The sequence below is a fragment of the Rhodococcus sp. W8901 genome (assembly GCF_013348805.1).
GTDB lineage: Bacteria > Actinomycetota > Actinomycetes > Mycobacteriales > Mycobacteriaceae > Prescottella.
In genome coordinates, this window is sequence record NZ_CP054690.1 from 3,511,535 (window position 1) to 3,535,396 (window position 23,862).

Below are 23,862 nucleotides of genomic sequence, written 5' to 3' on the forward strand. Positions count from 1 at the left end.
CAGCGTAGACCAAAGGCGTCGATCCTCCACTGTCGGGTCGGCACCCGTGTTGCAGTCAGGACCAATGACCCTCCACCGTACGCGCGCGACCTGGGATTCAGCTGAGTCCCGAGAACCCGAGGATGGTGCGGGCACGATCCGGGAACGGAAACTGCGGCATACTTCCCTGAGGAATTCGGACCGTCTCCGGAAGGCCGACTCCCTACCGACAATCGACTCTGAATCGAGGTACTGGACGCCGTGTGCGGACTGCTCGGACTACTCACCACCGACGGCACCAGCGACGACGCCGTCGCGCGCGTCGATGCGGCCATGCACTGTCTGCGTCATCGCGGGCCCGACGAACACGGCACCTGGCACGACGACGATCTGATCTTCGGCTTCAACCGACTGTCGATCATCGACATCGAGCACTCGCACCAGCCGCTGCGCTGGGGTCCCCCGGAGAACCCGGAGCGTTATGCCCTGACCTTCAACGGTGAGATCTACAACTACCTGGAGATCCGCGCCGAACTCGCGAAGGATCACGACGCCCGGTTCCGTACCGAGGGCGACAGTGAGGCCATCGTCGCCGCGTTCCACTACTGGGGCGCGGACGCGGTCCGCCGTCTGCGTGGCATGTTCGCGTTCGCGGTGTGGGACACCGAGACCCGTGAACTGTTCGTGGCACGCGACCCGTTCGGCATCAAGCCGCTGTTCATCGCCACCGGAACGGGCGGCACCGCGTTCGGCAGCGAGAAGAAGAGCCTGCTCGAACTGGCGGACGTCATCGGCATCGACACCGACCTGGATCCGCGGGCGATCGAGCACTACACGGTCCTGCAGTACGTGCCGGAACCGGAGACGCTGCACGCGCAGGTCCGTCGGCTCGAGTCCGGCTGCTACGCACGACTGGCGCCGGGCAAGGCTCCCGAGGTGACCCGCTACTTCACACCGAAGTTCCCGGCCGTGCCGTTCGCCGCCGGCAGCGAACAGGCCCGCTACCGCGAGATCGCGGAGGCGCTGGAGGACTCGGTCGCCAAGCACATGCGCGCCGACGTCACCGTGGGCTCGTTCCTCTCGGGCGGCATCGACTCGACCGCGATCGCGGCGCTCGCCATGCGGCACAACCCGAACCTGATCACGTTCACCACCGGTTTCGAGCGGGAGGGCTACTCCGAGGTCGACGTCGCCGCGGAGTCCGCGGCGGCGATCGGCGCCCGGCACGTCGTCAAGGTGGTCTCCCCCGCCGAGTTCGCGGCCGCGATCCCCGAGATCATCTGGTACCTGGACGATCCGGTCGCCGACCCGGCACTGGTGCCGCTGTGGTTCGTCGCGAAGGAAGCCCGCAAGCACGTCAAGGTGGTCCTCTCGGGCGAGGGCGCGGACGAGCTGTTCGGCGGCTACACGATCTACCGCGAGCCGCTGTCGCTCAAGCCGTTCGAGTACCTGCCGGCTCCGCTGCGCCGGGCCGCCGGCCGGCTCTCGGATCGGATCCCCGAGGGCACCCGCGGCAAGAGCCTGCTGCACCGCGGCTCGATGACGCTCGAGGATCGCTACTACGGCAATGCGCGCAGCTTCAGCGACGCCCAGCTGCGGGCGGTGCTGCGCGACTTCCGCCCCGAGTGGACACACCAGGACGTGACCGCGCCGATCTACGCGCAGTCCCGGGACTGGGATCCGGTGGCGCGCATGCAGCACCTGGACCTGTTCACGTGGATGCGCGGCGACATCCTGGTCAAGGCCGACAAGGTGACGATGGCGAACTCGCTCGAGCTGCGCGTGCCGTTCCTCGACCCCGAGGTGTTCGACGTCGCGTCGCGCGTGCCGCTGGATCAGAAGATCACGAAGACGACGACGAAGTACGCACTGCGGCAGGCACTCGAGGGCATCGTGCCGCCGCACGTGCTGCACCGCGCGAAGTTGGGCTTCCCGGTGCCGCTGCGGCACTGGCTGGCCGGCACGGAGCTGTTCGACTGGGCACACCTGCAGATCGCCGAGTCGCAGACCGACCACATCTTCGACAAGGCCGCCGTCACCCGCATGCTCAACGAGCACCGCGAGGGCGCGTCGGATCACAGCCGACGGCTGTGGACGGTCCTGTGCTTCATGGTGTGGCACGGCATCTTCGTCGAGAAGCGCATCGTGCCGCAGATCCAGGAACCGGCCTACCCGGTCAACCTGTAGCGGCCCACCGCCGAAACGCCACCGCCCGGGTCCTCGTCGAGGACCCGGGCGGTGGCGTGTGAACGTGCTTACGGGAGCAGCGCGGAGATCTCGTCGGCCGCGTCCTTGCCGTACGCCTCGGTGAGACGCTTGATCGCGTCGTCGCGCTGGAACGTCCATTCCTGCGTGCCGACGGTCTCGAGGACGTAGACGGCGACCAGGGAACCCAACTGAGCCGAGCGTTCCAGGCTCAGGCCCGCACTGTGGGCGAGCAGGAAGCCGGCGCGGAACGCGTCGCCGACACCGGTGGGGTCGACCTTGCCGCGCTCGGGCACGACGCCGACGCGGACCCAGTTGCCCTCGCCGTCGACGATCTCGACACCCTTCGCGCCGAGGGTGGTGACCCGCAGCCCGACCTGGGCGCGGATCTCTTCCTCCGACAGCCCGGTCTTCTGCTGCAGCAGACCCCACTCGTACTCGTTGGTGAACAGGTACTTGGCGCCGGCGATGAGCTTCTTCGCGTCGTCGCCGGACAGGCGGGCGAGCTGCTGCGACGGGTCCGCCGCGAACGGGATGCCGAGGAGGCGGCACTCGTCGGTGTGGCGGACCATGGCCTCGGGATCGTTGGCCCCGATCAGCACCAGGTCCAGGCCGCCGGCGGACTTCGAGAGGGCGGCGAGTTCGATGTCGCGGGCCTCGCTCATCGCGCCGGGATAGAACGACGCGATCTGCGCCATGTCCTCGTCGGTGGTGCACACGAAGCGGGCCGTGTACGCCGTCTCGGACACGCGCACGCCGCCGCAGTCGACGCCGTTGGACTCGAGCCACGCGCGGTACTCGGCGAAGTCGGCACCGGCCGCGCCGACCAGCAGCGGCGAGCCCCCGAGCACGCCCATCGCGTAGGCGATGTTGCCGCCGACGCCGCCCCGACGGATCACGAGATCGTCGACGAGGAAGCTCAGCGAGATGTGCGCGAGCTGATCGGCAAGCAGCTGCTCGGCGAAGCGGCCCGGGAACCGCATCAGATGGTCGGTGGCGATGGAACCGGTAACCGCAATAGTCACGCGCGGATCCCTTTCAGCTCGGATGGTCTGGTCGGAAACGCAGTCTGACGCGGAGCCCGCCGGTGAGGCAGACTCCGCGTCAGAGTGCGTGGATAAGGTTGTACGGGACTCAGTTGAAGGAGTCGCCGCAGGCGCAGGACCCCGTGGCATTGGGGTTGTCGATCGTGAAGCCCTGCTTCTCGATGGTGTCGACGAAGTCGATCGAGGCGCCCTCGACATACGGCGCGCTCATCCGGTCGACAGCAAGGTTGACGCCGCCGAAATCGACGATCAGGTCACCGTCGAGGTTCCGATCGTCGAAGAACAGCTGGTAGCGCAGTCCCGCACAGCCACCCGGCTGCACGGCGATGCGCAGCGCGAGGTCGTCGCGCCCCTCCTGATCGAGCAGTGCCTTCGCCTTGGCGGACGCAGCCTCGGTCATCTTGACGCCGTGGGTGGCGGTCTCGTTCTGCACAGTCATGGGCTCTCCCTGTCGCTCGTGCCAAACCCGTGATCGCTTCAACGGTACTCTGCGGACCTCTATTCCTCATGTATCGGCCCGATATGGGTGAACCCCGACGCACCCCGCCAACCGTCGGCAACGCACGACGTCAATGCCGCGAGCCGGGACGCGGCCTCGCTCATCGCGCGCTCGACGGATCCCGCGAACTCGGTGACCGAGAACGCCGCGACGATCCCGACCGCCCGGGCGGTGTCCCGGTCCACGGCGACCTGGCCGGCGATCACGACGGTCGGCACACCCATCCGGGTCGCGGCGGCGGCGAGCGCGGTGACGAGCTTGCCGCGCAGCGACTGGTGGTCGAACTTGCCCTCTCCGGTGAGCACCAGGTCCGCGGACTCCAGCTGCCGCGCCTGTCCGGTGCATTGTGCGACGATCGCGGCGCCCGGTTCACGACGAGCACCGAGTGCGAGCAGCGCGGCGCCCAGGCCTCCGGCCGCACCCGCGCCCGGCAGGTCCGCGATCGGGCCGGCGCCGGCAGCGTCCAGCTCCGTCGCCCACTCCGAGTTGCGCTGCTCGAGCTCCTCGACGGCGGCGGGGTCGGCACCCTTCTGCGGACCGAAGATCCGTGCGGCCCCGTGCTCGCCGAGCAGCGGGTTCTCGACGTCGGTGGCGGCGACCAGCTCGATCGCCGCGAGCCGTCGGCGCGCCCGGTCCAGACCGCCCAGCGCGGCGATCATTCCGCGCCCACCGTCGGTGCAGCAGGACCCGCCGAGACCGACGACGATCCGTCCGGCGCCCGCGTCGATCGCGGCGTCGATCAGCTGCCCCACCCCACGGCTGTGCGCATCGAGGGCGCTGCGCGGGGCCGGTGGCCCGTCGAGCAACCCGAGGCCGACAGCCTGCGCCGATTCGACGTACGCGGTGTCGGCGGCGAGCACCCAGCGCGCGTCGGCCGGCCGGCCGAGCGGTCCCTCCACCCGAACGGACCTGATTCCCCCGACGGTGGCCGAAATCACGTCGACGAATCCCGGGCCGCCGTCGGACTGCGGTGCGAGCACGACGACATCGTCGGGTCGCGCGGTCTCCCACCCGGAGGCCATCGCCTCGGCCGCCTGTACAGCAGTGAGGGTTTCACCGAACGAGTCGGGGGCGATGAGCACACGCATCAGCGGAGTGTATGGCGCTGCCCCGACCTCGGCATTTCGGGGCGGGTCCTGGTGGTTCCACGGTGGTCGGTTTCGCCAGCACGGCAGTTATCCCATAGCCTGGATGCGTGAAGCTGCTACGCCGAGGCGACTCTGACAATTCCGACAAACGCGATGGTGCGGCCGCCGGAGAGATCACCGAGTCGACCGCGACGACCGCGGAGACGATCGAGACCGCCGGGGCCGCGACCCCCGGCAAGGGCCGCCCGACGCCCAAGCGCCGCGAGGCCGAGGCCAAGCGTCGTGGCCCCGTCGCACCCGCTCCGCTCACCGCCAAGGAGGCCCGGGCCCGCCGCAAGGCCACCCGTGGTTCCAAGGAGGAGCGCAAGGCGGCCGCCGCGGAGCGCCGTGCCGACTCCGCCGACCGTCGTGCCCGCATGCTCGCCGGCGAGGACAAGTACCTGCTGCCGCGCGACAAGGGTCCGGTCCGCGCGTACGCCCGCGACATCGTCGACAGCCGCCGCAATCTGGTCGGCATGTTCATGCCGCTCGCGCTGGTGCTGATCATGGCGATGTTCCTGAGCCCGGTCATACAGAACTTCGTCACACTCGCGATGCTCGTGATGATGCTGTTCATGGCCGGCGAGGGCTACTTCCTCGGCCGCATGATCAACAACAAGGTGCGCGAGCGCTTCCCCGACAGCACCGACGGCGGGTTCAAGCTGGGCTGGTACGCGTTCGTGCGCGCCTCGCAGATCCGCAAGATGCGCGCACCGAAGCCGCGGGTCGGCCCCGGCGACGCCGTCTGACCCACACACCGACTCGGGCCGGTCCTCGCACTGCGGGGACCGGCCCGAGTCGATTGGTAGCGTCTATGCCCGTGCCCTCCCCCGATTCGCCCCGCCCCCGCCGCACACTCGTCCTCGGCGGCGCCCGGTCGGGCAAGTCGGCACATGCAGAGGGCCTGCTCGACGACGTCGAGGCCGGCGCGCCGGTGCGGTACGTCGCGACCGCCCGCCGGTACCCGGACGACCACGACTGGGAGTCCCGGATCGACCAGCACCGCAGCCGCCGACCGGCGTCGTGGGCGACGGTCGAGACCGGCCGCGACGGCGACCTCATCGATGTCCTCACCGATCCGGACGCGCATCCCCCGACGCTCGTCGACGACCTGGGCACCTGGCTCACCGGTGAGCTCGACGACGCGAACGCGTGGGACGCCCCCCGCGGCACCGTCGAGCCGAACATCGACGCACTGGTCCGCGCGGTCGACGCGTATCCGGGCCGGTTGCTACTCGTGAGTCCCGAGGTGGGCCTGGGCGTGATCCCCGAGACTCGCTCGGGAAGGCTGTTCCGCGACGAGATCGGCGCCCTCAATTCCCGGTTGGCCGCAGTGTGCGACGACGTGATCCTCGTCGTCGCGGGCATCGCCCTGACGCTCAAATGATCGGCGCTCAAATGAAAGGCCTAGCGTGACAAGCGAATCCGTGAGTCCATCCGCCCCCGACTTCGAACCTCCCGTCCCGCCGGACGCAGAGATCCGGGATCAGGCCCAGGCTCGCCAGTTGCTGCTGACCAAGCCGACCGGATCCCTCGGACGGCTCGAGGACCTGTCCGTGTGGGCGGCCGCCTGCCAGGGTGTCTGCCCGCCGCACATCTTCGCCGATCCCCGCGTCGTCGTCTTCGCCGGCGACCACGGCATCGCCCGCGGCGGCGTATCGGCGTATCCGCCGGAGGTCACCGCGCAGATGGTCGCCAACTTCCGCGACGGCGGGGCCGCCGTCAACATCCTCGCCTCGATCGCCGGTGCCGCGGTGCGCGTGGTGGACCTGGCAGTGGACGCGGACACGGATCCGTCGGTGTCGGCCTACAAGATCCGCCGCTCGTCGGGATCGATCGACCGCGAGGACGCGTTGACGCACGAGGAGACGCTGCGCGCGATCGCCGCGGGCCGCGCCATCGCGGACGAGGAGGTGGATTCGGGTGCCGATCTGCTGATCGCGGGCGAGATGGGCATCGGGAACACCACGCCCGCGACGGTCCTCATCGCCGCCCTCACCGACACCGAACCGGTCGCTGCCGTCGGACGCGGCACCGGCATCGACGACGCGGGATGGATGCGCAAGACGGCCGCCGTGCGCGACGCCCTGCGTCGGGCCCGGCCCTACGTGCGGGACGCGGTGGGCCTGCTGCGCACCGTGTCGGGCGCCGACCTGGCCGCGATGGCCGGGTTCCTCGCACAGGCCGCGGTCCGCCGGACCCCGGTGATCGTCGACGGTCTGGTCGTGACGTCGTCGGCGCTGGTCGCGGAGGAACTCGCCCCCGGCGCCCGCGAGTGGTGGGTGGCCGGCCACCGGTCCACCGAACCCGCCCACACGATCGCGCTGCGACACCTGGGACTCGACCCGATCCTCGGCCTGAACATGCGTCTCGGTGAGGGTTCGGGTGCCGTCGCGGCGCTGCCGATCCTGCAGGGCGCGGTGGCGACACTCGCCCACATGGCCACTTTCGACCAGGCCGGCGTGAGCAACAACACCGAACCCGAATCCGAACCGACGGAATCGAACTGATCGTGCGCGCCGCGGTGACCGGCCTCTCGCTGGCGCTGTCGTGGCTGACGGTGCTGCCGGTCCGCGGCCCGCACGACATCGGTCGCCCGGAAGGTCGGCGCGCGATCGCGGCGGCGCCCGCGGTCGGTGCCCTGCTCGGCGCCGCGGTCGCCGGCGCGCTGTGGGTGCTGTCGGAGACCGGACTCGATCCCACACTCGCCGGACTGCTGACGGTCGGTGCACTGGCGCTGGCCACCCGCGGCATGCACGTCGACGGACTGGCCGACACCGCGGACGGCCTCGGGTGCTACGGAGCGCCGGAGCGCGCCCGTGAGGTGATGCGCAGCGGTGGCGCTGGTCCGTTCGGCGTCGCGGCGCTGATCGTGACCATCGGCGTGCAGGCCCTGTCGTTCGGCGCGCTGGGCGCGGCCCAGCAGTGGGCGGGCGTGATCGTGGCCGTCACCGCGGGCCGGGTCGCGGTCGTGATCGCCTGCCGGCGCGGAGTTCCCGCCTCCAGCCCACGCGGCTTCGGCGCGCTGGTCGCCGACTCCCAGGGCCGGTGGGCTGTCGGACTGTGGACCGTCGTTCTCGCGGCCGCGGCCGTGTGGGCGGTCCCCGACCGGTGGTGGCAGGGGCCTGTGGTGATCGTTGCAGTTCTCGCCGTCGCCGCCTTCCTGATCCGGCACTGCGCGCGTCGGTTCGACGGCATCAACGGCGACGTCCTCGGTGCCACACTGGAATTCGCGGTCGCCGCCACCGCGGTCGGGTTCCTGCTCGGAGGCTGACCCCGAGAAGCGAATCGGGCCCTCCCGCAGCAGCGGAAGGGCCCGATCGTCGACTGCAGAAACTCAGCGCAGCTTGGTCATCCAGCCGTGGGTGTCGGCGAACGTGCCGCGCTGGATACCGGTGAGCGTGTCGCGCAGCGCCATCGTGACCTTGCCCGGCTCGCCGTCGGCGATCGTGAACTCGCCCTCGGCGGACTTCACCCGGCCGACCGGCGTGATGACGGCGGCGGTACCGCACGCGAACACCTCGGTGATCTCACCGGAGACGGTCTTCTCACGCCATTCGTCGGTGCTGATCCGGCGCTCCTCCACCGCGAAGCCGGCGTCGGTGGCGAGGCTCAGCAGCGAGTTGCGGGTGATGCCGGGCAGCAGCGAACCGGACAGCGACGGCGTCACCAGGCGCGCGTCGGGACCCGAGCCGAAGACGAAGAACAGGTTCATCCCGCCCATCTCCTCGACGTACTTGCGCTCGATCGCGTCGAGCCACACCACCTGGTCGCAGCCCTCGTCGGAGGCCTGCGCCTGCGCCAACAGCGACGCCGCGTAGTTGCCGGCGAACTTGGCGGCACCCGTGCCGCCCGGTGCAGCGCGGACGTACTCACGCGAGAGCCACACGCTCACGGGCTTGACGCCCCGCGGGAAGTACGCACCGGCCGGGGAGGCGATCAGCAGGTAGCGGTACTCCTTGGCGGGGCGGACACCCAGTCCGGCCTCGGTGGAGAACATGAAGGGGCGCAGGTACAGCGAGTCCTCGCCGCCGGCCGCGGGAACCCAATCGCTGTCGACGTCGAGCAGTGCGTCGATCGATCCGACGAACAGGTCGTCCGGCAGCTCCGGCATCGCGAGGCGGCGCGCCGACTGACGCAGCCGCTCGGCATTGGCCGTCAGACGGAACGATGCGATACCGCCGTCCGGCTGGCGGTACGCCTTGAGTCCCTCGAAGATCGCCTGCCCGTAGTGCAGCACCATGCCGGCCGGATCGAGCTCGATCGGGGCGTACGGCAGCACCTCGGCGTCGTGCCAGCCCCGGCCCTCGGTGTACATGATCGACACCATGTGATCGGTGAAGTACCGACCGAACCCGGGCGCTTCCAGAATCTCGCGCCGCGCCTCTTCGGTCGCGGGAGAGGGATGCTGGATGCGCGCGAATTCGAGGCCGTCTGTCATAAGCCGTGATCCTATCTAACGGAGTTGCGCCGCTTTTTCCCTGGTATCGAGCGTTACTTGGTGTGGACCGGCACGAACGGCGGCGTGACGACCTCGCAGCGCAGACTACGCCCGCGCACATCGACGCTGACCTCGTCGCCCGCCTTCAGCGCAGTCCCGGTGTCCAGCAACGCAAGTGCGATCCCCACCTTGAGGGTCGGGGAGAACGTCCCCGACGTGGTCTCACCGATCGGAGCGCCGCCGAGGGAGACGGTCTGTCCCTGCCGCAGCACACCGCGGTCGAGGGCCTTGATTCCCCACAACCGCCGGACGGGCCCGGCCTCCTTCTCCGTGACGAGCGCCTCACGGCCCCAGAACTGCGGCTTGGACCACCCGATGGCCCACCCGCAACGCGCCTGCAACGGCGAGATGTCCAGCGAGAGCTCGTGTCCGTGCAGCGGGTAGCCGGCCTCGGTGCGCAGCGTGTCACGAGCGCCCAGGCCCGCGACCTCGCCGCCCTCGGCGCGGACCGCGTCGAGCAGAGCCCGGAACAGGGCCTCGCTGTCGTCCCAGCGCGGCAGCACCTCGAAGCCGCGCTCACCGGTGTAACCGCTGCGGCACACCCGCACCGGGACACCGTTCCACTCCATGTCCGCAAAGCCCATGTACTCGATGTCCGCGATCTCGATGTCACCGCGCAGTCCCAGCGCGGCGAGGACGTCGCCGGACTTGGGGCCCTGGACCGCGAGCACGCCGTAGTCGCGGTGCTGGTCGGTGACCGTGACGCCGGCGGGCGCGGCGGCCGCCAGGCGGGCGACGACCTCGGCGGTGTTCGCCGCGTTCGGCACCAGGAACACCTCGTCGTCGGCCACGTAGTACGCAATCAGATCGTCGACGACGCCGCCGGTCTCGGTGCAGCACAACGTGTACTGGGCCTGGCCGGGGCCCACCTTCGCGAGATCCGCGGTGAGCGTCCCGTTGACGAAGTCGGCAGCACCCGCACCCTTCACCAACGCCTTGCCGAGGTGGCTGACGTCGAACAGGCCCACCGACTCGCGGACCGCGGTGTGCTCGGCGACGGTGCCGGCGTACGAGACGGGCATCTGCCACCCACCGAACGGCGCGAACGTGGCACCGAGGTCGACGTGGACGGAATGGATGGGGCCCTGCAGCAGGCTCGCGTCGCTCATGAGGGACAACGCTAGCCGACGCCGTCGGCGCACTAACATCGGAATTCGGCCGTCGACTTCCCACGCGACACACCGGCCTGTCGCACCCAGACAGTCGCAACCCGACAGTCGCAACCAACCAATCTGGAGATGCCGTGCCCGCAACTTCCTCCCCCACCCGTCCCCTCGGACCCGACGTCGCACTCGCCGGTTCCCTCGGCAAGCGCGTCGATGTACTCGTGATCGGTCTCACCACCGGATCCGACGGCCCCGAGGCGCTCCTGGGCAGCGGGGTGGACGAGGACGTGCTGGCGGCGCTGCTCGACGACCTGCAGGCCGTCGGCGCCACCGGCAAGGCCGAGGAACTCACCCGCGTCCCGGCTCCCGCCGGACTGCCGGTATCGAGCGTCCTGGCCGTCGGCCTCGGCGCCGCCGACAAGATCGACGCCGAGCAGGTCCGCAAGTCCGCCGGCGTCGCCGCCCGTTCCCTGTCCGGGGTTGCCACCGCCGCGACGACGCTGTCCTCGGTCGACCTCGGCGCGGCCGCCGAGGGCTTCTTCCTGGGCGCGTACACGTTCGCCGAGTTCAAGTCGAGCAAGTCGGCGCCGGGGCCGGATGCCCAGCCTGTCGGCCGCGTCGAACTGCTCGTCGAGTCGCCGCGCGCGAAGGAGCCCAAGGCCGTCCTCGCCCGGTCGGTCGCGATCGCGAAGGCCGTCGCGACGGCCCGCGAGTTCGTCAACACTCCCCCCAGCCACCTGTTCCCGGCCGAGTTCGCCGACCGCGCCAAGGCACTCGGCACCGGCGCCGGGCTGACGGTCAAGGTCCTCGACGAGAAGGCGCTCGCCAAGGCCGGCTTCGGCGGCATCGTCGGCGTCGGCAAGGGTTCGTCCCGTCAGCCCCGCCTGGTGCAGATGACGTATTCGGGCAGCAAGCGCCGCGGGGTCAAGAAGGTCGCGCTCGTCGGCAAGGGCATCACCTTCGACACCGGCGGCATCTCCATCAAGCCGGCCGCCGGCATGGAGAACATGACCTCCGACATGGGCGGCGCCGCTGCTGTCATCGCGACCGTCGTGCTCGCCGCCGAGCTGAAGCTGCCCGTCGACGTCACCGCATGGGTGCCGATGGCCGAGAACATGCCGTCGGCCACCGCGCAGCGCCCCGGCGACGTCCTGACGCAGTATGGCGGCACCACCGTCGAGGTGATCAACACCGACGCCGAGGGTCGCCTGGTCCTGGCCGACGCCATCGCCCGCGCCTGCGAGGACGCGCCCGACTACCTGATCGACACCGCGACGCTGACCGGCGCACAGATGGTGGCGCTGGGCAACCGCACGCCCGGCGTGATGGGCACCGACGAGTTCCGCGACCGCGTCGCGGCGATCTCGCAGGAGATCGGCGAGAACGCGTGGCCGATGCCGATGCCCGCCGAGCTGCGCGGCGACCTCAACTCCCGGGTCGCGGACCTGGCGAACGTCACCCCGCACCGCTGGGGCGGCATGCTCGCGGCCGGTCTCTTCCTGAAGGAGTTCGTCGCCGACGGCGTGCAGTGGGCGCACATCGACGTCGCCGGTCCGGCGTTCAACACCGGAGGCCCGTTCGGCTACACCGGCAAGGGCGGCACCGGGGTCCCGGTCCGCACGATGATCTCGGTGCTCGAGGACATCGCCGCCAACGGATAGTTTCCCCACTTGCTCGTTGCACGTCCGACGGGCCCGTCCAGACCTGGGCGGGCCCGTCGGGCGTGCGCCGCGTTCACAGCTCGGGGTCGCCCCGCAGCAGCTCGCGTTCGCGCTCCCGCTTGCGCTCCCGCTTGCGCTCGATCCGGCGCCGCGCGTCGAAGTCGCGCATCCGCTGCGGGTAGCCCGTCTTGCGGACGTCGTACACCGGGATGTGCAGGTCCTCGCCGAGCCTCCGGGCGCCACGTTCACCGCCGACCTTGCGGCGGGTCCATTCGCCGTCCGCCGCGACGAGCACCACCGTCACCTCCGTCACCGTGGTCTGGGGTTCGACGTACGCCTCGACCCCGTGGTGCGAGTGCGCCCAGTCCGCGAGGTGCCGTGCGTCGGACTCCGCGTCGGACGTCGGACGCGACGACCGCCCGCGCGTGAATCGGCCGAACAACCCCACGTGAACTCTCCTCCCTGCCCGCCACGGACCGGTCCGCGACGATCTGTCCGATTTTGCCAGCAGACGCGCTCGACGACGAGGAATTTCACATGACCCGCCCCTCGGAGGACACGGTCTGGGCATCAATGAAAGGATGGGCGCAGCGCGCCGCACGACGGGTCCGAAGCGCAGCACACCACCGGAGTGAGGCGCCTCGGAAACGTCGTACACCGCCGCAGGAACCGTGCATCTCGAGCACAATGGTTTTCGACCACAAGTCGACAAAACTCAACAACCCGAACACAACCGTCGAGGAGTCAAAAGAAATGGCCTTCTCCGTCCAGATGCCAGCCCTTGGTGAATCCGTCACCGAGGGAACTGTCACGCGGTGGCTCAAGCAGGAAGGAGACACGGTCGAAGTAGACGAGCCTTTGCTCGAAGTCTCCACCGACAAGGTCGACACCGAGATCCCGTCCCCCGTCGCCGGCGTTCTGACCAAGATCGTCGCTCAGGAGGATGACACCGTCGAGATCGGTGGCGAGTTGGCCGTGATCGGTGACGCCGGTGAGGCTCCCGCGCCCGCCGCCGAGGCCGCTCCCGCTCCCGCCGCCGCCGAACCGGCCGCTGCTCCCGCGCCCGCCGCCGAGGCCGCTCCCGCACCTGCCGCAGCCCCCGCCGCTGCGCCTGCTGCCGGTGCCGCGTCCGGCACGGCCGTCACCATGCCGGAACTGGGCGAGTCCGTCACCGAGGGCACCGTCACCCGTTGGCTCAAGGCTGTCGGTGACGAGGTCGCCGTGGACGAGCCCCTGCTCGAGGTCTCCACCGACAAGGTCGACACGGAGATCCCGTCGCCCGTCGCCGGCATCCTCCTCGAGATCAGTGCGCAGGAAGACGACACCGTCGACGTGGGCGGTCAGCTCGCGGTCATCGGTTCGGGTGCGCCTGCCGCCGCAGCACCGGCCGCTCCGGCTCCGGCTCCCGCGCCGGCAGCTCCCGCTCCGGCCCCCGCCGCAGCACCGGCTCCGGCCCCCGCCGCTCCGGCAGCACCTGCTGCTCCCGCAGCACCGGCCGCTCCCGCTGCCGCTCCGGCCGCCGCTGCGCCCTCGGGTGACGCGCCGTACGTGACGCCGCTGGTTCGCAAGCTCGCCGCCGACAACAACGTCGACCTGGCGAAGGTCACCGGCACCGGTGTCGGCGGACGCATCCGCAAGCAGGACGTCCTCGCCGCCGCCGACGCCGCGAAGGCCCCTGCCGCGGCACCGGCTCCCGCCGCCGCCCCGGCCCCCGCCGCCACCGCCGGCGTGCGTCCGGAGCTCGCTCACCTGCGTGGCACCACGCAGAAGGTCAACCGGATCCGTCAGATCACGGCCGTCAAGACTCGCGAGTCGCTGCAGACCACGGCGCAGCTCACGCAGACCTTCGAGGTCGACGTCACCCGGATCGCCGCGCTGCGCGCCCAGGCCAAGGCCGACTTCGCCGAGCGCGAGGGCGTCAACCTGACGTTCCTGCCGTTCTTCGCGAAGGCCGTGGTCGAGGCGCTCAAGGTTCACCCGAACGTGAACGCGAGCTACAACGAGGGCGCCAAGGAGATCACCTACCACGCGGCCGAGCACCTCGGCATCGCCGTGGACACCGAGCAGGGTCTGCTCTCCCCGGTGATCCACAACGCCGGTGACCTGTCGCTGGCCGGTCTGGCCCGCGCGATCGCGGACATCGCCAAGCGTGCCCGCAGCGGTGGCCTCAAGCCTGACGAGCTCTCCGGTGGCACCTTCACCATCACCAACATCGGCAGCCAGGGCGCCCTGTTCGACACCCCGATCCTGGTTCCGCCGCAGGCGGCGATGCTGGGCACCGGCGCGATCGTCAAGCGTCCGGTCGTGGTCCAGGACGAGAACGGCAACGAGTCCATCGGCGTCCGCTCGATGTGCTACCTGCCGCTCACCTACGATCACCGTCTGGTCGACGGTGCGGATGCGGGTCGCTTCCTGACCACCATCAAGCAGCGTCTCGAAGAGGCGTCGTTCGAGGCCGATCTGGGCCTGTAAGGTCCACCGGATCTCGATCACGACACCAGTCGTCGCCAGGGGCACCATTTCCGCAAGGAGTGGTGCCCCTCGGCGTTTCGGTCACCGCCTGTGACCGGCCGTCACCGCTCGAGGAGAAATGCCATGCGAATCGTCGTCGCCGGCTCGTCCGGAATGATCGGGCAGGCCCTGGTCGCGTCAATGAGGACCGGCGGCCACGACGTGACGAGGCTGGTGCGCCGTCGCCCCTCGAGGGCCGACGAGTTCGAGTGGGACCCGCAGCACGGCGTCGTCGATGCCGAGGTCCTGCGCGGCGCCGACGCGGTCGTGAACCTGTGCGGGGCGGGCATCGGCGACAAACGCTGGTCGGGCGCCTACAAGCAGGCCATCCGGGACAGCCGGCTCACCGCGACGGACGTCCTGGCCCGCGCCGTCGCCGACGCGGCGGTGCCCGTTCTCGTCAACGGCAGCGCGGTCGGCTACTACGGCGATACCGGTGACCGGGTCGTCGACGAGAGCGCGCCGTCGGGCAGCGGATTCCTGGCGGCGGTGTGCCGGGACTGGGAGGCCGCGACGGCGCCCGCCCGCGCGGCCGGCGTGCGGACCGTGTCGCTGCGCACCGCGACGGTGCTCGCGCCCACCGGCGGCATGCTCGGGAAGCTGCGTCCGCTGTATTCGCTCGGTCTGGGCGGCCGACTCGGCAGCGGCCGTCAGTACATGTCGTGGATCTCTCTCGCCGACGAGATCGCGGCCATCGAGTTCGTAATCGCCCGCGACGACCTCCACGGCCCCGTGAACCTGTGCGCGCCGGAACCGGTCACCAACAAGCGCTTCAATGCGGCGCTGGGCGGGGCCCTGCACCGTCCCGCACCGTGGGTGGTGCCGGGGTTCGCCGTCTCCGCGCTGATCGGCGAGTTCGCACAGGAGGCGGTGCTGTCCGGGCAGCGCGCAGTTCCGACGGCCCTCGACGGCGCCGGATTCACGTTCCGGCACAGCACGATCGACGACGCACTCGCCTACGCCTGCGCCCGCTGAGCACGGACCGAGCGGCACCGTGTGCCCGTACCCGGACCGCCGGGTCGGCGCCGGCGGATGCCAGGCGTAACGTCTGGGTCCATGAGCAGTGCCACCGCATCGGCCCGATTCAGCACACAGCCGATGGCCGTCGAACATCTCGGACGCATCGACTACATGACGGCGTGGGATCGCCAGCGCGATCTCGCCACGACCCGCGCCGACGACGTCGGTCCCGACACCCTGTTGCTGCTCGAGCATCCGGCCGTCTACACCGCCGGCCGTCGCACCGCCCCCGAGGACCGTCCCGTCGACGGGACGCCCGTGATCGACGTCGACCGTGGCGGCAAGATCACGTGGCACGGCCCCGGCCAGTTGGTGGGATACCCGATCGTCAAGCTCGCCGAGCCGGTCGATGTCGTCAGCTATGTGCGACGGATCGAGCAGGCCCTCATCACCGTGTGTACCGATCTGGGGATCACGTGCGGACGCGTCGAGGGGCGGTCCGGCGTGTGGCTGCCGGCCTCCCTGGTCGACGGCAACTGGCTGCCAGAGCGCAAGGTCGCCGCGATCGGCGTCCGGGTGCAGCGCGGGGTGACGATGCATGGCTTCGCACTGAACTGCAATTCCGTCCTGGACGGCTTCGACAACATCGTGCCGTGCGGAATCAAGGACGCCGGTGTCACGACGCTGTCGCGCGAGTTGGGTCGCGACGTGACGATCGACGACGTCACTCCGGCGGTCACGGTGGCGGTCATGGCGGCGCTCGCCGGCGAGCTTCCGGTGACGGTTCACGACATCGAGCGTGTGACCTTCGACACTGCACTTCAGACGCCCGAGTTCACCACCGTCAGGTTCGGCTGAGCACCCCCGCCCAGCCCCGGACGACGGATCGGTCAGGCGTACCATCGAGCACGTGACTGTCGCCCCAGAAGGACGGAAGCTTCTCCGCATCGAGATCCGAAACGCGGAAACGCCGATCGAACGCAAGCCCAACTGGATCCGAACCCGCGCCAAGATGGGTCCGGAGTACACCGAGCTCAAGGGCTTGGTGAAGAACGAAGGCCTGCACACGGTCTGCGAGGAAGCCGGCTGCCCCAACATCTACGAGTGCTGGGAGGACCGGGAGGCAACGTTCCTCATCGGTGGCGAACAGTGCACGCGCCGTTGCGATTTCTGCCAGATCGATACCGGTAAGCCCACCGCGCTCGACCGTGACGAGCCGCGTCGTGTCGCCGAGAGCGTCCGCTCGATGGGCTTGCGCTACTCCACGATCACCGGCGTCGCCCGCGACGATCTGCCCGACGGTGGTGCGTGGTTGTACGCGGAGACGGTCCGCCAGATCCACGCTCTCAACCCGGGCACCGGCGTCGAGAATCTCGTCCCCGACTTCAACGGCAAGCCGGACCTGCTGGCCGAGGTGTTCGAGTCCCGTCCGGAGGTGCTCGCGCACAACCTGGAGACGGTGCCGCGGATCTTCAAGCGGATCCGGCCGGCGTTCCGGTACGAGCGCTCGCTGGGTGTCCTCACCGCGGCCCGCGACTTCGGTCTGGTCACCAAGTCCAACCTGATCCTCGGCATGGGCGAGACCCCGGAGGAAGTGCATCAGGCGATGGTCGACCTGCACGAGGCCGGCTGCGACATCCTCACCATCACTCAGTACCTGCGGCCGTCGCCGCGGCACCACCCCGTGGAGCGGTGGGTCAAGCCGGAGGAGTTCGTCGAGCACTCCAAGGCAGCCGAGGAGATCGGCTTCGCCGGTGTCATGGCCGGGCCGCTGGTCCGCTCGTCATACCGTGCCGGTCGCCTGTACGCGCAGGCGATGGCACATCACGGCCGCGCTCTCCCCGAGGGGCAGGCCCATCTCGCCGAGGCCGGTAGCGCCTCGCAGGAGGCCAGCTCGGTCCTCGAGCGCCTCGCCACCCGCGCCTGACGTGCTCGGTCCCCTCACCGCGCGCGTAGTCGGGCGCGGTGAGGGTCGTATCCTGTGAGGTATGGCGAACGGCAGTAAGTCCGGAAAAGCGGGCAAACCAAGCAAGGAAGCGAAGGCTGCGGCGAAGGCGGCCCGCAAGCAGGCGTCCAAGGAACGCCGGACTCAGCTCTGGCAGGCGTTCCAGATGCAGCGCAAGGAAGACAAGCTGCTGCTGCCGCTGCTGATCGGCACGCTGGTGCTCAGCGCCGTCGTGTTCTTCCTGATCGGCCTCATCTTCGGGATCGAGTGGTTCCTGCTGCCGATCGGCATCCTCATCGGCGTCCTGCTCGGCTTCATCATCTTCGGCAAGCGTGTCCAGAAGACCGTCTACGGCAAGGCCGAGGGTCAGGCCGGCGCGGCCGCGTGGGCACTCGAGAACATGCAGGGTTCGTGGCGCGTGACGAATGCGGTCACCGGCACCACCCAGCTCGACGCGGTGCACCGTGTGATCGGCCGACCCGGCGTGATCCTGGTCGCCGAGGGTTCACCGCAGCGCGTCAAGGGTCTGCTCGCGCAGGAGAAGAAGAAGACCGCGCGACTGGTCGGCGACACCCCGATCTACGACTTCATCGTCGGCAACGAGGAGGGCCAGGTCCCGCTGTCGCAGCTGGCCAAGCACCTGGGCAAGCTGCCGCGCAACATCGACACCAAGCGGATGGACACCATCGAGTCCCGCCTGGCTGCCCTCGGTAGCCGCAGCGGCTCCGCGCTCCCCAAGGGCCCGCTGCCGCCCGGCGCGAAGATGAAGGGCATGCAGCGCACGATCCGTCGTCGCTGACGCGCCGCTCCCCCATGTGACCGAATGTCACATCGGTTCAGTCGGACTGAACCGATGTGACATTCGGCGTTTCACGGGTGGGGCGACTCGCTCAGCGGGTGCGGACGAGCGCGGTGCCGGTGGCGCGGTCGTGCATGCCGCGTCCGTCGACGTCGGTGATGACGGCGGGCGCGATGAACACGATGAGCGCCTGCCGGGCCAGGGCCCGCAGGAAACCGACGCGCACCGGGCCGTCGACGCGGGCCACCTGCAGGCCCATCATGTACTGGCCCGGGGTGAACGAGAACAGCGAGACGCACACGAGGCCGACGGCGAACCACAGCATCAGCGTGTAGGTGCCGACGAGGGAGTTCTCGAGGGGCGCCTCGCCGATCAGCAGCATCACGACGCCGGCCGAGGTGAACCAGTCGATCGCCAGCGCGGCGATGCGGCGGCCGGTCGAGGTCAGGGCGCCCGGTCCGTCGGCCGGCAGGCCCAGCAGTTCGCCGCGGTAGACCTGCGCCTGCGTCTGATCCTTGGGCAGAGCCGCGGAAGGTCCGGAGAGCCAGGAGCCGGTCATACGTGACATGCCGTCCAGGATAGGCGTCGACGTGCGCATACCGGCGGGCCGTCGCCCCATCGGTGCCGCTCGTCACACCCGTGACCGGTGTATCTGGTCACATTCACCGCGCGTACGTCGAGCGAACTCCGACGTGTAACACCCGCGAAACATAGGCTTGATTAACGGGCAACACCGGCTCTCTACCGTCTTGCCTCGACGAAACCGCCGAAACCCAACCGGCAGGTAACCGACTGAAGGAGCACCAACGTGGCTTTCACCACAGCCGAAGAGGTCATCAAGTACATCGCCGACCAAGAAGTCGAGTACGTGGACATCCGATTCAGCGACCTGCCCGGCGTTCAGCAGCACTTCTCCATCCCCGCGTCCGCGTTCAACCAGGACGTGTTCGAGGACGGCCTCGCGTTCGACGGCTCCTCGGTGCGCGGCTTCCAGTCGATCCACGAGTCCGACATGATGCTGCTCCCCGACGTGTCGACCGCGCGGATCGATCCGTTCCGCAAGGCACGCACGCTGAACATGGACTTCTTCGTCCACGATCCGTTCACCCGCGAGGCCTACAGCCGCGACCCGCGCAACGTCGCCCGTAAGGCCGAGGAGTACCTGGTCAGCACCGGGATCGCCGACACCGCCTTCTTCGGCGCCGAGGCCGAGTTCTACATCTTCGACTCGGTCCGCTACGACTCGGCGATGAACGGCGCATTCTACGAGGTGGACTCGATCTCGGGTGCATGGAACACCGGCGCCGAGGTCAACGCCGACGGCAGCCCCAACCTCGGCTACAAGGTCCGCGCCAAGGGTGGCTACTTCCCCGTCGCCCCGTACGACCACTACGTCGACCTGCGTGACGCGATCTCGACCAACCTGACCAACGCCGGCTTCGAGCTCGAGCGCGGTCACCACGAGGTGGGCACCGGTGGTCAGCAGGAGATCAACTACAAGTTCAACACGCTGCTCGCGGCGGCCGACGACCTGCAGCTGTTCAAGTACATCGTGAAGAACACCTGCTGGCAGTACGGCAAGTCGGCCACCTTCATGCCGAAGCCGCTGTTCGGCGACAACGGCTCGGGCATGCACGTGCACCAGTCGCTGTGGAAGGACGGCAAGCCGCTGTTCCACGACGAGGCCGGTTACGCGGGCCTGTCGGACCTGGCTCGCTGGTACATCGGCGGCATCCTGCACCACGCGCCGTCGCTGCTCGCGTTCACGAACCCGACGATCAACTCCTACCACCGCCTGGTGCCGGGCTACGAGGCCCCCATCAACCTGGTGTACAGCCAGCGCAACCGTTCCGCGGCCGTGCGTATCCCGATCACGGGCAACAACCCGAAGGCCAAGCGCCTCGAGTTCCGCGCACCGGACTCGTCGGGCAACCCGTACCTGAACTTCGCGGCGCAGATGATGGCCGGCCTGGACGGCATCAAGAACAAGATCGAGCCGATGGCTCCGGTCGACAAGGATCTCTACGAGCTCCCGCCGGAGGAGGCCCGCAACATCCCGCAGGCCCCCACCAGCCTGAACGCGGTCATCGATCGCCTCGAGCAGGATCACGACTACCTGACCGAGGGTGGCGTCTTCACCACCGACCTGATCGAGACCTGGATCTCGCTCAAGCGCGAGCAGGAGATCGCCCCGGTCAACCTGCGTCCGCACCCGTACGAGTTCTCGCTGTACTACGACTGCTGAGTCAGATAGTGCGCTGACCTGCTGCACTACGTGACGCCACCCGCGTCCGTCCCCAGCAGTTCCCGAGTCGACCCGCTCCGCGATCACAGATCCGATCGCCGAGCGGGTCGACTCGTCTGTATCCGGCCACGGATGCGGCAGCGAACTCCGGTACGTTCCCGAGCGGCCTAGCCTGATTGAAGTGCCACATGCACGACTGGCGCCGCGAGCCGAGGTGCATGCCAAAAGGGCTCGACGCACCAGAGACAGGTTCGATCACACTTCCACGCGGACGGAGACCGACCGATGGATGCCGACAACCTTGTTCTCGTTCCCGGCGCCGGCGGCGTGGGCCGCGTCATCGTCGACCGACTGCGCGCGCTCGACGTACCGGTTCGTGTGATGGTCCGCCGCGTCGATGATCGCGCCGACGAGTTGTCCGCGCTCGGCGTGGAGGTCGTCGTCGGCGATCTGACCAGGCCGGAGACCGTTGCGGCCGCGCTCGAGGGTGTGGGGCGGATGCATTTCGGAATGAGTGTGTCACCGGACCATCTGCTGGCGGCGACCGTGGTGGCCACCGTGGCGCGGGAATACGGGAGGCTCGACGGTCTGGTGAACCTGTCGCAGATGACGGTGTCGCAGATGACCACCACCAGCACGGCGGAGTCGCACCAACAGCGACTGCACTGGCTGGCGGAGCAGGTATTCGACTGGTCAGGGTTGCCGGTGGTCCACGTGCGACCGACGGTGTTCCTGGACAATCCGCTGTTCACCACGCTGGCTGCGCGGTCGATCCGGGAGAACGGGACGCTCGCGCTGCCGTTCGGTACCGGGCGCACGTCACCGGTCGCCGTCGACGACGTCGCCCGGGTGGCCGCCACCGTTCTGCGCGACCCGGCCCCGCACGTCGGACATGTCTACGAACTGACGGGTCCACGCACTCTCGACATGGTCGGCGTGGCCGAGGAGTTCTCACGGGCGCTCGGGCGCTCGGTGCGCTATGTGGACGTACCGCCGGACCGGTGGCTGGCCGATGTGCTCCCGAAGGCGGGACTGCCACGACACACCGAGCAACACATCGCAACCATGGCCCGGCTGCACCGGGAGAATCGCTACGCCCGCGCGACCGACGACGTCTGGCGCCTGACCGGCGTGCCGGCACAGACTGTCGAGGCGTTCGTGGCCGCACGCCGGGACTTCTATCTGCTCGGCGGAGATGGGACGAGCCCGTCACTCCGATCGGAGTGACGGGCTCGTAGCTAGTTTCATCAGAGCACGAGGCTCTGATCAGTAGCGGCTCGCGCCGGAGAAAGGCATCGCGTCGATCGACGAGACCTTCACGTTCTCGCCCTCGGTGGGCGCGTGGACGACCTTGCCGTTGCCGATGTAGATGCCGACGTGATCCGAGCCGTAGAAGCCGATGACGTCACCGGGCTGGAGGTTCGACTTGGAGACGGGGGTGCCGCCCGAGACCTGGTCGTAGCTGGTACGCGGGACGGACTTGCCGGCCTGCTTGTAGGACCACTGGACGAGGCCGGAGCAGTCGAACGAGTTCGGGCCGGTCGCGCCCCACACGTAGGGTGAGCCGATCTTGGACTGGGCTGCGTTTGCGGCGGCCTGGCCGGTGGAGCCGGCGACCGGGGTGACCTCGACCGAGCTGCTGCCCCAGCTGGGCGCCGTGAACGGCTGCGCCATGGCGGGAGCGGCGGGGATCATGATCGCGCCGGCGGCGACGGCGCCGAGCAGCAGGCCGCGGGTGGTACGGGTCAAGCGGGTGTTCTTCAGGGCCATTCGAGGGTCCTCCGAGTCTTGCTGTGGTCCGACACTTGGTCTGGCATCGGTGTTCGGGCACAACCCAGAGTTCCGTCGTTACCGGATCGATACACCGGTAGATCTACCCGCATGGGTACCTGTTTCGTCCCCCGGCTACCTACGCGCCTCGGAAAACCCACTCTGACCAGCGCATATACCTCGGACTACGTGTGTTGCCGGTCACTCTCGGAGCCGTGACGGCGCTGTGACGGGGGTCATCACAGCGCCGTTACGTAGTCGCCGGGCGCGAATCGGTCGGTCAGGAGGCGGATCCACCGAGCGCCGGCAGGCACCGGTAGGTCGCCATGACGGCCTTGTGGTCGGTGGGCCACGGCAGCGGGGAGTCGACGAATCGGTCCTGCGTGCTCTCGATCACCCGCTCGTTGCGGACGATCGACTCCCGCGGTCCGACGATGCCGGCCGACGTCAGGCGCAGGCGGGAGTTCCGGCTGGCGAAGATGTAGTCGATGCGGTCTCGCTCGTCGGCCTCGGGCGCCCACGTGAGTTCGGAGACGGGGACGTCGGGATTTCCGGCCGGCCAGGTGAACCCGGGGTGGGTCACCGGGTTCGGGTACATCCGCCGGTAGGAATCGGCATATCCGGCCTGCTCGAGCAGCCGGGTCGATTCCCACGGCAACACGACGCCGTTGTGGTCGAACAGGTCCCTGGCCTCCGCCGTCCAGTCCAGGTTCGACGGCTCGTTGAAGTCGCCGCCGATGATGACCGACCTTCCCTTCTCCCGTTCCAGCGCCGCATCCTCCAGGAACGCGGAAATCACGGCAGGACGGCCCGAGTCGATGTTGACTCGCTGGACCACGTCCGGGTCGGTGACAGGACCCGGCATCTTGCCCCAGCCGAACTGCGAGAACTCGCCCGGGCTGGGGATCCCGCCGCCGTACCCGCGCGGAAGGTACGTCGCGTACCACCGGTACTCGAGGTGCGCCGAGTACACGGCGAGCTCTGGTCCGCCCGGCACCGACACGACCGCCTTGACCATGTAGTCCAGCGCGCCCGTCTCCTCGACCGGGAACCGGGACAGGATGCCGGTGTCCGACGACGTGGCGGTGTGGAACCGGGACCCTCGCCGGCCGAGGATGTCGGCGAGCGCAGTTGTCGCGTCGCCCGATTCGGAGAGCAACACGATCGATGCCCGGGTGGACTCGATGATGTCGGCGACCCGCTCGAGACCGTTCGGGATCTTGCTCCCGCTGTGCCAGATATTGATGGACAGGACGCGCACTTCCTGGAACGGGAACGCTCCGGCGGACGCGGCCGTGCCGATCGCCCCCGCACCGAGGGCCGCCGTTCCTGCAGCCACCGTGAACGCCTTCATTGCCTGACGCCGTGTCAGCGAAGTCATCACACCACTCTCCTCATCGTCTGCCGCTATGGCGCAGCGATGAGACCAAACGGAACTGAACGGTCCGCGAACCGGACATTACCGGCACGCGGGCGGAGGATGACCAGCCGAAAGGTAGTGGTCTACG

The 23,862-nt window shown here is 69.2% G+C and carries 22 protein-coding genes; 13 read left to right on the top strand and 9 right to left on the bottom strand.

Features of this window, described 5'->3' with window-relative positions; all coding sequences use genetic code 11:
* The first annotated feature begins 240 nt into the window (after nt 1–240).
* Nucleotides 241–2,166, top strand: a complete 1,926-nt coding sequence (gene asnB, locus HUN07_RS16410) for an asparagine synthase (glutamine-hydrolyzing) (RefSeq protein WP_174911071.1) — start codon at nt 241–243, stop codon at nt 2,164–2,166.
* A gap of 68 nt (nt 2,167–2,234) precedes the next feature.
* On the opposite strand, the gene HUN07_RS16415 is transcribed toward asnB, so the two are convergent.
* The 3 genes from HUN07_RS16415 to HUN07_RS16425 all read right to left on the bottom strand — a co-directional run bounded on the left by HUN07_RS16415 (nt 2,235) and on the right by HUN07_RS16425 (nt 4,817).
* Complete coding sequence (locus HUN07_RS16415; protein ID WP_174911074.1) at nt 2,235–3,209, bottom strand: carbohydrate kinase family protein; 975 nt, start codon at nt 3,207–3,209, stop codon at nt 2,235–2,237.
* Between the two features lie 109 nt (nt 3,210–3,318).
* Complete coding sequence (locus HUN07_RS16420) at nt 3,319–3,669, bottom strand: HesB/IscA family protein (RefSeq protein WP_114719248.1); 351 nt, start codon at nt 3,667–3,669, stop codon at nt 3,319–3,321.
* A gap of 59 nt (nt 3,670–3,728) precedes the next feature.
* Nucleotides 3,729–4,817 (bottom strand): glycerate kinase family protein, encoded by a 1,089-nt coding sequence (locus tag HUN07_RS16425; RefSeq protein WP_174911077.1) that lies wholly within the window; start codon nt 4,815–4,817, stop codon nt 3,729–3,731.
* A 107-nt stretch (nt 4,818–4,924) separates the two neighbouring features.
* On the opposite strand from HUN07_RS16425, the gene HUN07_RS16430 reads away from it, so the two are divergent.
* The 4 genes from HUN07_RS16430 to HUN07_RS16445 all read left to right on the top strand — a co-directional run bounded on the left by HUN07_RS16430 (nt 4,925) and on the right by HUN07_RS16445 (nt 8,130).
* Entirely contained in the window at nt 4,925–5,605 is a 681-nt protein-coding gene (locus HUN07_RS16430; RefSeq protein ID WP_114719246.1) for a DUF3043 domain-containing protein, read from the top strand.
* A 65-nt stretch (nt 5,606–5,670) separates the two neighbouring features.
* On the top strand, nt 5,671–6,243 hold the full coding sequence (gene cobU / locus HUN07_RS16435; protein WP_114719245.1) for a bifunctional adenosylcobinamide kinase/adenosylcobinamide-phosphate guanylyltransferase: 573 nt from the start codon (nt 5,671–5,673) through the stop codon (nt 6,241–6,243).
* A 25-nt stretch (nt 6,244–6,268) separates the two neighbouring features.
* Nucleotides 6,269–7,366: a nicotinate-nucleotide--dimethylbenzimidazole phosphoribosyltransferase gene (gene cobT / locus HUN07_RS16440; protein WP_174911080.1), complete on the top strand. Its 1,098-nt coding sequence runs from the start codon at nt 6,269–6,271 to the stop codon at nt 7,364–7,366.
* Between the two features lie 2 nt (nt 7,367–7,368).
* Complete coding sequence (locus HUN07_RS16445; protein WP_254622560.1) at nt 7,369–8,130, top strand: adenosylcobinamide-GDP ribazoletransferase; 762 nt, start codon at nt 7,369–7,371, stop codon at nt 8,128–8,130.
* 63 nt (nt 8,131–8,193) lie between these two features.
* On the opposite strand, the gene HUN07_RS16450 is transcribed toward HUN07_RS16445, so the two are convergent.
* Both HUN07_RS16450 and gcvT read right to left on the bottom strand, forming a co-directional pair.
* A complete protein-coding gene (locus HUN07_RS16450; protein ID WP_174911081.1) occupies nt 8,194–9,297 on the bottom strand; it encodes a branched-chain amino acid aminotransferase in 1,104 nt (367 codons plus the stop codon).
* 53 nt (nt 9,298–9,350) lie between these two features.
* Complete coding sequence (gene gcvT, locus HUN07_RS16455; protein ID WP_174911084.1) at nt 9,351–10,466, bottom strand: glycine cleavage system aminomethyltransferase GcvT; 1,116 nt, start codon at nt 10,464–10,466, stop codon at nt 9,351–9,353.
* Nucleotides 10,467–10,600: 134 nt separating this feature from the next.
* Between gcvT and HUN07_RS16460 the strand changes: the two genes are divergently transcribed.
* Complete coding sequence (locus tag HUN07_RS16460; protein ID WP_174911087.1) at nt 10,601–12,124, top strand: leucyl aminopeptidase; 1,524 nt, start codon at nt 10,601–10,603, stop codon at nt 12,122–12,124.
* Between the two features lie 73 nt (nt 12,125–12,197).
* On the opposite strand, the gene HUN07_RS16465 is transcribed toward HUN07_RS16460, so the two are convergent.
* Nucleotides 12,198–12,572, bottom strand: a complete 375-nt coding sequence (locus tag HUN07_RS16465; RefSeq protein WP_174911090.1) for an oxidoreductase — start codon at nt 12,570–12,572, stop codon at nt 12,198–12,200.
* A 305-nt stretch (nt 12,573–12,877) separates the two neighbouring features.
* On the opposite strand from HUN07_RS16465, the gene sucB reads away from it, so the two are divergent.
* The 5 genes from sucB (at nt 12,878) to HUN07_RS16490 (ending at nt 18,339) form a co-directional block, all read left to right on the top strand.
* The gene (sucB, locus tag HUN07_RS16470) at nt 12,878–14,596 is read left to right on the top strand and encodes a 2-oxoglutarate dehydrogenase, E2 component, dihydrolipoamide succinyltransferase (RefSeq protein WP_174911093.1); all 1,719 of its coding nucleotides are present in this window, start codon (nt 12,878–12,880) and stop codon (nt 14,594–14,596) included.
* Nucleotides 14,597–14,719: 123 nt separating this feature from the next.
* The gene (locus HUN07_RS16475) at nt 14,720–15,610 is read left to right on the top strand and encodes a TIGR01777 family oxidoreductase (RefSeq protein WP_174911096.1); all 891 of its coding nucleotides are present in this window, start codon (nt 14,720–14,722) and stop codon (nt 15,608–15,610) included.
* Nucleotides 15,611–15,691: 81 nt separating this feature from the next.
* Nucleotides 15,692–16,453: a lipoyl(octanoyl) transferase LipB gene (gene lipB / locus HUN07_RS16480; RefSeq protein WP_174911099.1), complete on the top strand. Its 762-nt coding sequence runs from the start codon at nt 15,692–15,694 to the stop codon at nt 16,451–16,453.
* A 52-nt stretch (nt 16,454–16,505) separates the two neighbouring features.
* On the top strand, nt 16,506–17,522 hold the full coding sequence (gene lipA, locus HUN07_RS16485; protein ID WP_114719415.1) for a lipoyl synthase: 1,017 nt from the start codon (nt 16,506–16,508) through the stop codon (nt 17,520–17,522).
* Between the two features lie 61 nt (nt 17,523–17,583).
* Nucleotides 17,584–18,339 carry a DUF4191 domain-containing protein gene (locus tag HUN07_RS16490; protein ID WP_114719236.1) on the top strand — a complete coding sequence of 252 codons (756 nt, stop codon included), beginning with the start codon at nt 17,584–17,586 and terminating at the stop codon, nt 18,337–18,339.
* Between the two features lie 91 nt (nt 18,340–18,430).
* On the opposite strand, the gene HUN07_RS16495 is transcribed toward HUN07_RS16490, so the two are convergent.
* Nucleotides 18,431–18,907, bottom strand: coding sequence for an RDD family protein (locus HUN07_RS16495; protein WP_174911102.1), 477 nt, complete (start codon nt 18,905–18,907; stop codon nt 18,431–18,433).
* A gap of 240 nt (nt 18,908–19,147) precedes the next feature.
* Between HUN07_RS16495 and glnA the strand changes: the two genes are divergently transcribed.
* Both glnA and HUN07_RS16505 read left to right on the top strand, forming a co-directional pair.
* Nucleotides 19,148–20,584: a type I glutamate--ammonia ligase gene (glnA, locus tag HUN07_RS16500; protein WP_114719235.1), complete on the top strand. Its 1,437-nt coding sequence runs from the start codon at nt 19,148–19,150 to the stop codon at nt 20,582–20,584.
* 285 nt (nt 20,585–20,869) lie between these two features.
* Nucleotides 20,870–21,811: an NmrA family NAD(P)-binding protein gene (locus tag HUN07_RS16505; protein ID WP_174911105.1), complete on the top strand. Its 942-nt coding sequence runs from the start codon at nt 20,870–20,872 to the stop codon at nt 21,809–21,811.
* A gap of 39 nt (nt 21,812–21,850) precedes the next feature.
* Here HUN07_RS16505 and HUN07_RS16510 read toward each other — a convergent pair whose 3' ends face one another.
* Complete coding sequence (locus tag HUN07_RS16510) at nt 21,851–22,354, bottom strand: C40 family peptidase (protein ID WP_174911108.1); 504 nt, start codon at nt 22,352–22,354, stop codon at nt 21,851–21,853.
* Between the two features lie 280 nt (nt 22,355–22,634).
* Nucleotides 22,635–23,735, bottom strand: a complete 1,101-nt coding sequence (locus HUN07_RS16515) for an endonuclease/exonuclease/phosphatase family protein (protein WP_174911111.1) — start codon at nt 23,733–23,735, stop codon at nt 22,635–22,637.
* Nucleotides 23,736–23,862 lie beyond the last annotated feature (127 nt).

What these genes read in the sequence shown, in the direction of transcription:
- HUN07_RS16420 (WP_114719248.1), bottom strand. Translation starts at nt 3,669, where the DNA reads ATGACTGTGCAGAACGAGACCGCCACCCACGGCGTCAAGATGACCGAG.
- HUN07_RS16425 (WP_174911077.1), bottom strand. Translation starts at nt 4,817, where the DNA reads ATGCGTGTGCTCATCGCCCCCGACTCGTTCGGTGAAACCCTCACTGCT.
- cobU (WP_114719245.1), top strand. Translation starts at nt 5,671, where the DNA reads ATGCCCGTGCCCTCCCCCGATTCGCCCCGCCCCCGCCGCACACTCGTC.
- HUN07_RS16450 (WP_174911081.1), bottom strand. Translation starts at nt 9,297, where the DNA reads ATGACAGACGGCCTCGAATTCGCGCGCATCCAGCATCCCTCTCCCGCG.
- gcvT (WP_174911084.1), bottom strand. Translation starts at nt 10,466, where the DNA reads ATGAGCGACGCGAGCCTGCTGCAGGGCCCCATCCATTCCGTCCACGTC.
- sucB (WP_174911093.1), top strand. Translation starts at nt 12,878, where the DNA reads ATGGCCTTCTCCGTCCAGATGCCAGCCCTTGGTGAATCCGTCACCGAG.
- HUN07_RS16475 (WP_174911096.1), top strand. Translation starts at nt 14,720, where the DNA reads ATGCGAATCGTCGTCGCCGGCTCGTCCGGAATGATCGGGCAGGCCCTG.
- lipB (WP_174911099.1), top strand. Translation starts at nt 15,692, where the DNA reads ATGAGCAGTGCCACCGCATCGGCCCGATTCAGCACACAGCCGATGGCC.
- HUN07_RS16490 (WP_114719236.1), top strand. Translation starts at nt 17,584, where the DNA reads ATGGCGAACGGCAGTAAGTCCGGAAAAGCGGGCAAACCAAGCAAGGAA.
- HUN07_RS16495 (WP_174911102.1), bottom strand. Translation starts at nt 18,907, where the DNA reads ATGTCACGTATGACCGGCTCCTGGCTCTCCGGACCTTCCGCGGCTCTG.
- HUN07_RS16505 (WP_174911105.1), top strand. Translation starts at nt 20,870, where the DNA reads ATGGATGCCGACAACCTTGTTCTCGTTCCCGGCGCCGGCGGCGTGGGC.
- HUN07_RS16510 (WP_174911108.1), bottom strand. Translation starts at nt 22,354, where the DNA reads ATGGCCCTGAAGAACACCCGCTTGACCCGTACCACCCGCGGCCTGCTG.
- HUN07_RS16515 (WP_174911111.1), bottom strand. Translation starts at nt 23,735, where the DNA reads ATGACTTCGCTGACACGGCGTCAGGCAATGAAGGCGTTCACGGTGGCT.